The following is a 12,508-nucleotide window of genomic DNA, read 5'->3' as shown; positions in this document are numbered from 1 at the left end:
CTTCCTCATGGATAAATCGGACCTAACGTAAGCCCGCTTTCTTCTTCCCAGCCCATCATTACGTTCAAATTTTGCAGCGCCTGTCCCGCCGCTCCCTTAACGAGGTTGTCGATGACGGAAACAACCGTTACTCTTCCCGTTCGTTCATCATAAGCAACTCCGATATCGCAATAGTTGGAACCGTACACTTCTTTCGTGGCCGGGAACTGTCCGGGCTTGCGAATGCGGACAAATTTCGAATCTTTATAACTTGTTTGATATAAATCAAGCAACATTTCTATCGTTAGTTCTTTTTTCACTTTCGCGTAAATCGTTGCCATAATCCCTCTTGTCATCGGAATTAAATGAGTGCTAAACGTAATTGGCTGAATACGCTCGTTCCAAGTTTTCAGCATTTGTTCGATTTCTGGGATATGCTGGTGAGAATTTACTTTATAAATTTTGACATTTTCATTGATTTCAGAAAAATGGGTATGTAACGATGCTTTTCTCCCTGCTCCCGATACCCCGGATTTTGCGTCAACAATAATCGAATCTTCTTCGATCAACCGTTCTTTCACAAGCGGGGCTAACCCGAGCAATGTAGCGGTCGGGTAGCATCCCGGATTGGAAAGAAGCTGCGCATGTTGAATTTCTTCTTTATTCCATTCGGTCAATCCGTATACCGCCTGTTGCAAATAGCGGTCGGAAGCCGTTTGCCGTTTATACCACATTTCATACACAGATCTATCTTTCAGGCGAAAATCGCCGGATAAGTCAATCACTTTAACTCCTTTGTCCAGCAACGCCGGTGCAAGGGAGCTGGAAACACCTGGCGGAGTGGCAAAAAAGACGACTTCATGCTCATTAGCCATTTGTTCGACATCGATTTTTCGAAGGACCGCTCCCTCCAGTTCGCCGACATGCGGGAAGCTTTCGGATAAATGGATGCCGTCTTGCGAAGAAGAATAAAAAGAACAGCTGTGAACATGCGGATGATGCCGCAAAAACCTTACCAATTCCACACCGCCATACCCTGTCGCACCAATGACTGCGATATTCATCCTTTTCCCCCTCAAACGAATTATCTTTCATGTAGTTACCATTATAATACTGTATAAAAATAAAATCAAATGTATATTTAGTTATTTTCTTAATATTTTTTCATCATTATATTTGCAGCATTTTTTCCTCAAGTTTTTATAAAAAGTCATTCATATTGCGGAATAACACACCTGTTAAACTGCATGCCCTCACTCCATTGCTAAAAAGGCTTCTTCATCACCAAAAAAAAAAAACGAGATGCACTGGTTTATGCATCTCGTTTATGAATAAAGAACGACCATCGCTATAAAAAAATAGATGGCGTTGGCAACCTCTAATATTCCTAGTTTCATAATCGGCAACGATTTTCCATACAAATAAACGGCCCGGACAACGCTTGGCACATAAGCAAGGACAAACAACGGGTATCCGATGGCAACGAGCCCGATGATTAATAGCCCGTGGTATCCCCATGACAGCCATTTGTATATTGGGTTTTTCTTTTCGCGAATCATCGTTTTTACGTAAAAGGTGCTGCCGAGAAAAAAGAGGAAGCAAAAAATAACTAGTTCCAACGCCTGTACCGTTAATGCCCCGCGTCCGATATAAAAGCTGGCAAGACCGCCGATGCAAAAAACGGCGATTGCCGCAACGTCATTCCAAAAAGCCCGCTCCTGTTTCCGCTTCGTGTAGTAAATATTGACAAGAAAAAGCGGAACCATCGCCACTCCAAAATAAAACAAAGACGGCGCGTGCCATAAGCAAATGGCAAGCAGCGCTGCGGCAATGGCCATATAGCAGTAAAACGATTGCATATACGCTTGTTTACGCTTTGATTTTATCGCCATCAACAGCGGATATGTCGCTAAATATAAGAAAAGCCAGCCAAGAAATAACGGCAAATGCAGCCATGCAAATCCGCCCGCATATGCTCCCAACAAAAACGGAATGGCAAGCATCGCCCAGGCGCCATGCTGTTTCGGAATAATCCATTTTTGCTTTTGCTGGTCTTTCATCGCTCTCACCCTCCACTAACCGGTGGAATAAAGGCAACGACATCGCCAGGATGAAGCGTCCGGTCATCGCGGGCATATTCCTCGTTCACCGCGACCATCACTTGATTCAAATCGATGTGATAACGGCTTTCAACTTCTTTCTTTAACGCCCTTACCGTTTCAGGAACGCTAGAAAGCACAATGCGTTCCTCGCCAACGGCTTCCTGCAAATGGGCAAAAAAGAGCAGTGTTATCATCGTAAATCCTCTCCTTCCGGCTTTCCCGCTGGATACGCTTTCGTCCCTTGTTGATTGCCGACCCATTCTGTTCCGTCTTCCCAATGCTCTTTTTTCCAAATTGGGACAATTTGTTTAATGCGTTCAATGGCGTACCGGTTGGCTTCATACGCGTCGTTGCGGTGTGGCGACGAAACGGCGATGACCACGGCGATGTCGCCGATATCGAGCTTGCCGATTCGGTGCGTGATCGCCACTTTCGTTTCCGGCCATTTTTCGCGAATTTCCGCGCCGATTTGTTCAAGCATTTTTTCCGCCATCGATACATACGCTTCATATTGCAAAAACAACGTCCGTTTTCCGTTTGTCCATTCGCGCACCGTCCCGGCGAACGTCGTCACCGCCCCAGCTTCGGGACGCATCACTTTTTTCACCACATCCTCGATGGAAACCGGCTTGTCTGTTATCATAAAAAGACGTTCATTCATTCGCGTTTCTCACCTCATTCATTAACCAATGTAAATAACTTTCTTCATCGTCGATAAAAAATAAAGGATATGGAATAAAAGACAATTGCGAAGGAGGTTCCCACGCAATCACGGCGATAATATTAGAGAGCCGCGACAGCGAATCCCAATCGTCCTTGTTCCGCAGCATGACCACTTTTTTATGCATTTCCTGTTTGTAGCCTTCGACAAGCACGAAATCAAGCGGCAAAAGCTGATATAGTGATAAAATTTGCGCCAGCGGCCACGCCGGCTGCCATGCGTGAAGCTCAAGCAGCCCGCCGCCTTCTACGGAAACGGCAACCGCTCCCGCCTGCTCATGGCGCCTTGAATCCGTATAGGAATCGTTTCTTTTAGGATGGCCGCCATGTCCATGGTGCTTTACCGTTCCGACACGGTATCCTTCCTTGGCTGCCGCTTGCACCCATTTTTCGATAAGCGTCGTTTTGCCGCTGTTTTTATAGCCGACAACTTGCCAGACGTTCATATGTCACTTCCTTCTTCATCTTCAAGCAGCCATACGTCGACGGTATCGCCTTTCGCAAATCCACGTGTTCCCCCCGGGAGCACCATCAGCGCATTTGCTTTCGCCAGCGATGTAACAATATTCGACTTATCCATCCCGACAGGCGCCGCCGTCAACTGGCCATTTTCCACCGTCACATAGCTTCTGACGAACCGGGTAAACGGATTTGGTTTCGGAAAGTCAGCCATTAAAGTCGCCGTCGCTTTCCGCAAATACGGCTTCGGCGAAAACAGGCGCGTCCGCACGACAGGGCGCACAAACAACTCATATCCGACGTAGCATGCTGATGGATTGCCAGACAGCCCAAACAACAGCTTTCCATCCAACTGGGCAACGGTCGTCACGCTGCCCGGCCGCATCGCCACTTTATTGAACAACACTTCTGCGCCGAGACGTTCATAAATGGCCGGTAAATAATCATAATCGCCAACCGAAACACCGCCCGTTGTAATAAGAAAATCGACTTGCGGCAGCGCCTTTTGTATCGCTGCAAAACATATGTCGATATCATCCGCCAACTTTCCAAAATAGACTGGCTCCGCTCCGCTGCGGATTGCTTGCGCTTGAATCATATACGCGTTGCTGTTGCGAATTTTCCCAGGGATAAGCGGTTCAGCTACGTCGAGCAGTTCACTGCCTGTCGCAAAAATGCCGATTCGCGGCTTTCTCGCCACTTTTACTTCGGCATATCCGAACGTCGCTAACAATGCTTGTACGCCCGGATTAATAAACGTTCCTTTCGGGACAAGCACATCCCCTTTTTTCGCATCTTCCCCTTGAAATGAAATGTTATCACCCGGCTGAAAAGGACGTTTGATGGACATATAGGTTTTTCCATCGCGCTCATACTGTTTCGCCAATTCCAGCATGACGACCGCATCGCATCCATCCGGAATTTGCGCTCCTGTCATAATGCGTACCGCTTGAAACGGCTGAACCGTCTTCGCCGCAACTTGTCCCGCTCCAATCGTTTCAATCACTTCAAATTCGACTGGATGGTCAAGCTTTGCCTGTGCCGAGTCAGCTGCGCGTATCGCAAAACCGTCATAAGGAGAACGATCGAACGGCGGAACGTCATGGTCTGCGCGCAAATCTTCCGCCAAATACCGCCCGTAGGCTTCCTCAAGGCGAACCGTTTCCACCTCTCCTTCCCGCGCATATTTCATCACTCTTTCTATCGCTTCTGTCACCGGAATCGGATTCCGCTTTTCCACCATGCTTTTCTCTCCTTTTCTTATTAATGGCTGCCGTAATATCCATTATTTTTCTTTTCTGCATCAAGCAGAGCAGGCAAACGATTAAACCAAACAAGTTTTTTGGTTAGCCTGTACCATTGCCGGCTGCAGGCTCACTATCTGCCATGAAGATTTTGCGAAATCCTTTCTCTGTCCAAGAAAAGATGAAGAAATTTCGCGCGAATTTTCACTTAATTATGCATTGATATTATCAACCTTTTCTTTTATTCTTTCAACTAATTCGCCTAAAGCAATGATGCTGGCAACTTTATGTGCCGAATCGTTTGCTAAATTCTACAAAAATCACCCATCGGTCAACACCTACATCCATTTTTTCGGCAAACCGCTTCTCCCTTCACTTCTTCCAAACGGCATTGGAACAGTTGGTTTTCGCTTTCCAGCTGTCCAGCCCTTCCACAGCTGCAACATTCCTATCCTCTCTTTTTTATTTTTATTATACGAATACAAAGCAAAGCTAGTTGTGATGTTCAGCACATGCATTCATTTCTTTCTTAACGCGGTCGTTGAGCATGGGATGTTATGTGATATATATCACAACATACAAAGCGGAAAAGAAATATGCTTAAATTGTTATGATTTATACAAGAATGGAGGCAGCGATGATGGAAAAACGGTTTACCGAACAATCGCTCATTGGTGATATCGTAGCACAATTTCCAAAAGCAAGCGATATTTTCCGATCATACAAAATCGATTTTTGCTGCGGCGGGCAGCGCCCGTTAAAAGAAGCGCTTGAAGAGCGAAATTTAGATGGCGAAGCAATATTAGAACAACTAAATACACTTTACGCGAAATCACTTGAAAAAGACGAAAAAAATTGGGCGGAAGCGCCTTACGGCGAACTGATCGACCATATTATTGCCAAACATCACCGTTACTTGGCGGAAGAACTTCCGCAGCTCAGCCCTTACGTGACAAAAGTGCTCCGCGTCCACGGAGCAAACCATCCGCATCTTGCGCAAATCCATAAGTTGTTTAACGAACTGAAAACAGAGCTTGAACAGCATACGATCAAAGAAGAAACTTACGCTTTTCCGCTTATTTTGCGTTTTGAACAAGATCCGACTCCGGAAAACGGAAAAACAGCGCAGCAAACGATCCGCGAACTTGTCGATGAACATGACTCCGCGGGCGATATCATCAAAACGATTCGCGAAATAACGAATGACTTTACCCCGCCGGAAGATGCATGCCGAACATACCGGCTTGTCTATCATCGACTAGAAGCGCTTGAAAAAGATTTATCGGAACATATCCATTTGGAAAATAACATTTTATTCCCTCGCGTCCTTAACGAAACAGAAACGTTCCGATAAACAACAGTAACCGGATTGCTCAACATAAGAGCAAATCCGGTTTATTTATCCGCCAATATAAGACATTTCAACTTTTTTCCGCGTTTTTGCCGTTTGCTCCGTCCGTTCGTCGGAGTAGCGGTCCATCCGCATGCGCCATGTGGATACAATAAGATTTTTAATCTCCTCTTTATCCGCTCCAGAACGCAGCTTTTCTTTCAATGAAACACCGCTTGCCGCAAACAAGCACGTATACAGTGTGCCATCGGCGGAAATGCGCGCCCGTGTGCAGCTGCGGCAAAATGATTCCGTCACCGAGGCGATAAACCCGACTTCCACGTTTGTTCCGACGTAGCGGTAGCGGCTTGCCACCTCGCCAAAGTAGGCTTTTTCCACCGGCTCCAGCGGATGCAGTTGCTGCAAAAGTTCATACATGTCTTTTTTCGTGACGACATGGGAAAAATCCCAGCCGTTTGTCGTGCCAACGTCCATAAATTCGATAAAGCGAAGCGTAATGCCCTGTTCTTTAAAATACGAAGCCATCGGAATAATTTGCGAGTCGTTCATGCCTTTTTTCACAACCATGTTCACTTTGACGCCAAGCCCGGCCTCCACAGCCGCTTCAATTCCTTTTAACACCGGCTTGACCCCAACGCCAACCCCGTTCATTTTTTTAAATATATCGTCATCAAGCGCGTCCAGACTGACATTGACGCGCTTCAGTCCCGCCTCTTTCAAACGTTTGGCCCATTTCACTAAATGAATCCCATTCGTTGTAAGGCCAATATCGCGGATGCCGGGAATGCGTACCAATCGCTCAATGAATACGTCCAAGTCACGGCGCAGCAGCGGCTCTCCCCCTGTGATGCGGATTTTTTCGACGCCAAGTTCCGCGAAACTTTCCGCAAGCAGCGTCATTTCCTCGATCGTTAATAATTCGTCCTCACGCAAAAAGCGGAAATTCGGCCCGAATATTTCTGCCGGCATGCAATATACACAACGGAAATTGCACTGGTCTGTCACAGAAATGCGCAAATCGCGAAGCGGGCGGTTCCATTTGTCGGCGATCACCGATTCTCTTGTTTTCATGCCGCTTTCTCCTTTCCATGAGACTTAAAGCTTGTCGCGCATAATAATAAGAAAAACGACAACACCATTGTCACCGCGACCCACGCCCATGCCAAATCCATTTTTCCTGATTCAATTGCTACATAAATGGCGGTTGGAATCGTTTGCGTCTTCCCAGGAATATTTCCGGCGAACATCAATGTGGCGCCGAATTCGCCAAGACTTCGGGCAAAAGCCAAAATCGCTCCTGAAATAAGCGCTTTCTTCGCAAGCGGAATCGATATATGCCAAAACACTTGATATTCATTTGCTCCATCGACGCGCGCCGCTTCCTCAATCATTTCATCAATTGCTTCCAATCCAGCCTTGGCTGATTGGTACATGAGCGGAAAAGAAACGACACTTGCGGCGATGACCGCCGCGTACCATGTAAACATAATCGGCGCGTGAAACAAAGCTTCTATTCCCTTTCCGATCACACTGTTTTTTCCAAACAGAATGATTAACAAAAAGCCAACGACCGATGGCGGAAGCACAAGCGGCAGCATCAGCAACGTTTCAATCACAATTTTTCCTCGAAACCGGCGGCGCGCCATCCATTTCGCGATAACAGTCCCAAAAAAGATGACGATGGCTCCAGAAACGAACGCCACTTTGATCGACAACCAAACCGGTGACCAAAACTCTGTCATCCTAAAAAACCTCTTTCCATATCGCACATTTTTATTTACTATACAAAAAAAATAAGCCAAATGTTGTGACGTTACTCACATTGTACCATAATAAACGTGAAAACAGTTTTAGAAAATACTTGTGACATCATTGTGAAAATTATCACAGATACAGAAAAAATGTGATTTTTATCACAACAATATTATCCATCATCCTCTAAAATAGAAGTAACGGCAAATTACCGAGGTGAGAATATGCTTGCAGCCAAAAAAGCAGATGACCACGACCGTTTTGCGCATTTGCGGGAATTGGTCCGTTCCGCGAATCATACAGTCAAAATGCGAAAAGGGACGTTCTTATTCCAAGAAGGGATGGACGCAGCAGAACTATACCTTATTCTTTCCGGAAAAGTGCAAATAAGTAAAATCGGTGCTGACGGAAAAGAGATGTGTTTTCGCATTTGCGGCCCTGGAGAAATTATTGGCGAGCTAACATTGTTTACAGCAGAACCTCGTTATTTATTAACAGCAAAAGTGATTGAAGATGGCGAAGTAGCAGCCATGAAAAAAGACGATTTAGAACAGCAGCTTTTAACCAACCCTGCGCTTACCTATGAATATATGCAATGGGTTAGCATGCATGCGCGGCGGACGCAAACAAAATTTCGCGATTTAATTATGCACGGCAAAAAAGGAGCGCTCTACTCTACGCTCATCCGCATGTGCAACAGCTATGGCGTCCAGTTGGATAACGGAAGCATCCTCATCGACTTAACGCTGAAAAACCAAGATTTAGCCAATTTTTGCGGCACCACCCGTGAAAGCGTCAACCGCATGTTAAACGCGTTAAAGCAGCAAGGCATTCTTTCTATTAAAAAAGGGAAGATTACGATTCATGACCTTGATTATTTGAAAAAAGAGATTCATTGCGAAAACTGTCCAGCAGAAATTTGCTGCATTGAATAAAAGCAAAATCCCCTTCCTTTTCGCTGAAAAAGGAGGGGTTTTATCGTGCAATACATGCCGCTTTTCTTTTTTAATATTTAAGAGATGAGCGGCATGACATTTCTTGTTTGGCGGAGCGAGAAATGATTAGTGTCCGCTTGCTTCCGCACCGTCATCTTCGCCGGTTTCCGTTACTTTCAGTATGGCTACAGCGCCTTTTTGCGCATGGTTGAATTGATGGGTGACGATCGAGTAGTTGCCTGGGCGCGTGACGGTAAATTCAACGACCGCGCCCCCGCTTGCCGGAAGCATCACAGTCTGCAGCCCTTTTAGATGGTTGTTAGGATTGCCATCGATATAGACGTCATCAAAAACGGTGCCAACGACGTGGAACGAGCTAACTTCATTCGGGCCGACATTTTCCAGATAAATTCTGACTTTGTCTCCGACTTTGGCCACGAGCGGCTTTTCTTTGAGCGTAAACGTATCTCCATTCGTATTTCGGTCGCCTGCTTTTAACGCTTTTGTCGAAAAGACGACATAGCTTGGCACCCCGTTTTGAAAATCATCCATATCATTATATTTGTACCATTCGTTTTGGATTAACACAAATTCGCGGTCCACTTCTTTATCGGTCGGATAGCCATTTTTCGGCTTGACGATCATCATGCCGTGCATGCCGTTAGCGATGTGGGCGAGCACCGGTTTCGTGCCGCAATGGTACATAAATACCCCCGGATTATTCGCCTGGTACGTAAACGTTCCTGATTGGTTCGGCATGATATCGGCAAAATCTTTCGACGGCGAAGCGTGGACGGCGTGGAAATCCATGCTGTGCGGCATCGCTGGGTCCATATTTTTTAATGTGAAGTGAAGCGTATCTCCTTCATTGACGACAATGAGCGGCCCAGGTACTTGCCCGTTAAACGTCCATGCTTTATACATTTTTCCTTTGTCGATCTCAATGTCGGTTACTTGTGCAGTCATCTCGATATGGACATCATGTGGGCCGATCCGCTCCATTTTCAGCGGGATTGGTTTTTGCTGGAGACCTTTATGTGCGGCAATCACTCCTGAATCGGCGTGATGGGTTCCAACCTTTGTCCTTTCTTTTTCTGCTTCTTTTCCTCCTGTATGTTCACAAGCAGTTAAAAACAAAGCGGCAACCACAATCGACATGAACGTATAAAACTTGCGCTTCATTTTCTCCCCTTCCTTTAAATTTAAATTTTATGGATCTTACAATCTCAGAGTACCGGATGCGCCCATTTCCCCTTAGTGATTTACATCACGAATCACCGCCAATGTTTGAATAGTTTGTGAAATAATGAACAATATAGGTGTAAAATAATTTTCGCAGAAAACATGATAAATAGATGCAAAACTTCATTTCGCTCCGCAAACGCCAAAAACTATTCATTATGTTCGTTTCCTTTTGGACAAGAAGATATGCTCCCAACAGCAAAAAACAGTGGACCGCTTGATGCGATCCACTGTCATGATGCATATGTTTTCGCCGTTTTTCCTGTTTTTTTCCCAAAAACAATGCGGTTCAGCAAAAAGCAAATCAGGGAAAACAAGCTGAGGAGAATAAATCCAAGCATGTAAGAACCAGTAGCATCTTTCACCATTCCCATTAAAATCGGCGGGAAAAAGCCGCCGAGTCCGCCCCATGCGCCGACAATTCCCGTGACAGCACCTGTTTCCGCCGGGAATAGCTGCGGAACAAGCTTAAAGACCGCACCATTCCCTAATCCAGCCATAATGGCGATAAACAAACATGCGGCTGTCATCACGGCAATATTCTCCATTCCAAGCGAAATAGCAAGCGCTCCTATCGCAATTCCGGCATAAACAAACGTCAGCACCCGTTCAGCGCCGATTTTATCGCCAAGATTTCCGCCAACCGGCCGCGCTAGTGTCGCAATCACGGTAAACCCTGCAGCACGAAGCCCGGCATCAACTGGAGTCAAACCGTATAAATCAATGAGCAGCGACGGCAAATAAATGCCGAATGACACAAATGCTCCAAATGTGACGAAATAAAAGAGCGATAATGTCCACGTATGCTTATATTTTAATACTGATAGCGATTCCAGCATTGTTTTTTGTTGTTTAGGCTTTGGCATATCTGGAGTAAAAAACCACACAAGAAGAAGCATGATGACAACCGGAATGATCATTCCCCAAAACGCCCATTGCACCCCAAACGCCGCTGCGATTGACGGAACCGAAAAGCTTGCTACTGCCGTCCCGATATTGCCCATTGCGTTAATGCCAAGTGCCGTCCCTTGTTTTTCTGGAGGCGTCAAGCGCGATACGAATGTCACAGAAATCGCAAACGACGTCCCTGCCATTCCAATGAAAAACGCCCAAAACATTAACATGGCGTATGAATTGGCAAAACCTGCGCCGACTAATGGAACAATCAAAAATAATAAAAGCAATGAAAACAACTGTCTGCCGCCAAACCGGTCCGTCCAAATTCCAAGCGGAATGCGCATGACAGAACCAAGCAAAACCGGAATCGCCACTAAAATGCTTTTTTGCGTCGAGGATAGTCCGAACATTTCTTGGAATGTACTCGCCAATGGAGAAAATACAGCCCATACGGCAAACGCAAACGTCATTGCCAACGTTGTGATCGGTAAAAGTGCTTTTTGTTTATTTACCATAAAACCCCTCCTTTTTGCTTACAGCCATGCAGCTAAATTCAGCATACGGAAATCAGAAAACAATGTTTGTGATGTTTGTCACAAATTCTCGCGGTGTCACATATTTGTTAAAAATCACATGATGAAACAAAACATAAAAAACTGGTTCTCCTGTTTGAGAACCAGTTTCACGAAAATGGCTGTTTTTTCTTTTTCCGCAATGCTTTTGGAATGTATATGCAATACGGTTCGCTTTCTAAATAATCGCCCGTGACAGCATACGCCCGCGAGCGCGAACCGCCGCAAATGTAGCGGAATTCGCATACGCCGCATTTTCCTTTGTATTTATCAGGGTTGCGCAAGTCTTGGAAAACCGGCGAATTCCGGTAAATTTCCGCGAGCGGCGTTTCCCGGACGTTTCCGGCTTTGACCGGAAGCAGCCCGCTCGGATAAACATCCCCGATATGGGAAATAAAAACAAATCCGTTGCCGTCATTGACTCCTTTTGGCGCGCGGCCAAGCCCATCGACTTGACCGGTCAGCCCTTTCATCAGTACATCTTCATAGCGGATGCCGTCACCGGTGATTTGATGTTCCCGCATTTTCGCCTGTAAAACAACACGGCGGTAATGCTGCCCTGCTGTTGTTTTTATGTCAAACGGGACGCGCTTGCTCGTTTCATAAAGCCAGCGAAACACTTTTTCATGCTCTGCCGGGGAAATCATGTCCGATTCTTTTCCCCTCCCGGTCGGCACAAGGAAAAAGACGCTCCAAAGCACACATTTTAGTTTTTCCACCAGCTTTGCCATCTCATCAAGGGCATGAACATTGTACCGGGAAATAACGGTGTTAATTTGCACCGGAATATCCAGTTCATGCAAATATTCAATCGCTTTGATCGTTAAATCAAAGGAACCAGGCATCCCCCGGAAACGGTCGTGAATTTCCGCGTTTGGCCCGTCCAAACTAAACGCCCAGCGGGAAAGACCGATTTCCTTCGCCTTGCGAATCGCCTCTTTCGTCACGTTTGGCGTTGCGCTTGGCGTCATCGAGACGCGCAAACCTTTGTCAATCGCATATTTCGCAAGCTCAAATACATCCGGACGCATGAGCGGATCCCCGCCGGTAAACACGAGAAGCGGCTGATCCATCTCATATATATCATCAATTAACCTTTTCCCTTCTTCGAATGTCAATTCGCGCGGATCGCGATGGTATTGTGCCTCGGCCCGGCAATGAAGACATTTTAACTGGCATGCCCTCGTTAATTCCCAAATCACAATAAACGGATTTTCGTTAAAGTCCCTCACTATATCCCCTCCTTGTTTTCATT

13 protein-coding genes are annotated in these 12,508 nt (G+C 46.0%); 2 read left to right on the top strand and 11 right to left on the bottom strand.

Annotated features, from left to right (window positions below; all coding sequences use genetic code 11):
• Positions 1-5 precede the first annotated feature (5 nt).
• The 6 genes from argC to AOT13_RS07240 all read right to left on the bottom strand — a co-directional run bounded on the left by argC (position 6) and on the right by AOT13_RS07240 (position 4,503).
• Entirely contained in the window at positions 6-1,043 is a 1,038-nt protein-coding gene (gene argC / locus AOT13_RS07265; protein ID WP_042383609.1) for an N-acetyl-gamma-glutamyl-phosphate reductase, read from the bottom strand.
• Between the two features lie 261 nt (positions 1,044-1,304).
• Positions 1,305-2,039: a YwiC-like family protein gene (locus tag AOT13_RS07260; protein ID WP_003252382.1), complete on the bottom strand. Its 735-nt coding sequence runs from the start codon at positions 2,037-2,039 to the stop codon at positions 1,305-1,307.
• 5 nt (positions 2,040-2,044) lie between these two features.
• Entirely contained in the window at positions 2,045-2,275 is a 231-nt protein-coding gene (moaD, locus tag AOT13_RS07255; RefSeq protein ID WP_013401464.1) for a molybdopterin converting factor subunit 1, read from the bottom strand.
• Entirely contained in the window at positions 2,272-2,742 is a 471-nt protein-coding gene (locus tag AOT13_RS07250; protein WP_013401465.1) for a molybdenum cofactor biosynthesis protein MoaE, read from the bottom strand. The genes moaD and AOT13_RS07250 overlap by 4 nt, the downstream gene beginning before the upstream one ends.
• The gene (gene mobB, locus AOT13_RS07245) at positions 2,735-3,247 is read right to left on the bottom strand and encodes a molybdopterin-guanine dinucleotide biosynthesis protein B (protein WP_013401466.1); all 513 of its coding nucleotides are present in this window, start codon (positions 3,245-3,247) and stop codon (positions 2,735-2,737) included. The genes AOT13_RS07250 and mobB overlap by 8 nt, the downstream gene beginning before the upstream one ends.
• Positions 3,244-4,503 carry a molybdopterin molybdotransferase MoeA gene (locus tag AOT13_RS07240; RefSeq protein ID WP_042383611.1) on the bottom strand — a complete coding sequence of 420 codons (1,260 nt, stop codon included), beginning with the start codon at positions 4,501-4,503 and terminating at the stop codon, positions 3,244-3,246. Before AOT13_RS07240 ends, mobB begins: the two co-directional genes overlap by 4 nt.
• A 641-nt stretch (positions 4,504-5,144) precedes the next feature.
• Between AOT13_RS07240 and ric the strand changes: the two genes are divergently transcribed.
• Positions 5,145-5,858, top strand: coding sequence for an iron-sulfur cluster repair di-iron protein (gene ric / locus AOT13_RS07230; protein WP_003252392.1), 714 nt, complete (start codon positions 5,145-5,147; stop codon positions 5,856-5,858).
• Between the two features lie 45 nt (positions 5,859-5,903).
• On the opposite strand, the gene moaA is transcribed toward ric, so the two are convergent.
• The gene (moaA, locus tag AOT13_RS07225; RefSeq protein ID WP_013401467.1) at positions 5,904-6,926 is read right to left on the bottom strand and encodes a GTP 3',8-cyclase MoaA; all 1,023 of its coding nucleotides are present in this window, start codon (positions 6,924-6,926) and stop codon (positions 5,904-5,906) included.
• On the bottom strand, positions 6,923-7,597 hold the full coding sequence (modB, locus tag AOT13_RS07220; RefSeq protein WP_003252394.1) for a molybdate ABC transporter permease subunit: 675 nt from the start codon (positions 7,595-7,597) through the stop codon (positions 6,923-6,925). Before modB ends, moaA begins: the two co-directional genes overlap by 4 nt.
• A gap of 234 nt (positions 7,598-7,831) precedes the next feature.
• Between modB and AOT13_RS07215 the strand changes: the two genes are divergently transcribed.
• Positions 7,832-8,542, top strand: coding sequence for a Crp/Fnr family transcriptional regulator (locus AOT13_RS07215; protein ID WP_003252395.1), 711 nt, complete (start codon positions 7,832-7,834; stop codon positions 8,540-8,542).
• Between the two features lie 126 nt (positions 8,543-8,668).
• On the opposite strand, the gene AOT13_RS07210 is transcribed toward AOT13_RS07215, so the two are convergent.
• The 3 genes from AOT13_RS07210 to AOT13_RS07195 form a co-directional block, all read right to left on the bottom strand.
• The gene (locus AOT13_RS07210) at positions 8,669-9,724 is read right to left on the bottom strand and encodes a multicopper oxidase domain-containing protein (RefSeq protein WP_003252396.1); all 1,056 of its coding nucleotides are present in this window, start codon (positions 9,722-9,724) and stop codon (positions 8,669-8,671) included.
• Positions 9,725-10,017: 293 nt separating this feature from the next.
• On the bottom strand, positions 10,018-11,196 hold the full coding sequence (locus AOT13_RS07200) for an MFS transporter (protein ID WP_003252397.1): 1,179 nt from the start codon (positions 11,194-11,196) through the stop codon (positions 10,018-10,020).
• A 167-nt stretch (positions 11,197-11,363) separates the two neighbouring features.
• Positions 11,364-12,485 (bottom strand): TIGR04053 family radical SAM/SPASM domain-containing protein, encoded by a 1,122-nt coding sequence (locus AOT13_RS07195; RefSeq protein ID WP_042383614.1) that lies wholly within the window; start codon positions 12,483-12,485, stop codon positions 11,364-11,366.
• Between the last annotated feature and the right edge of the window lie 23 nt (positions 12,486-12,508).

This window comes from Parageobacillus thermoglucosidasius, from assembly GCF_001295365.1.
GTDB classification, from domain to species: domain Bacteria; phylum Bacillota; class Bacilli; order Bacillales; family Anoxybacillaceae; genus Parageobacillus; species Parageobacillus thermoglucosidasius.
Note: the sequence above shows the minus strand (reverse complement) of the source record. Positions and strands in the feature narration are given on the sequence as shown.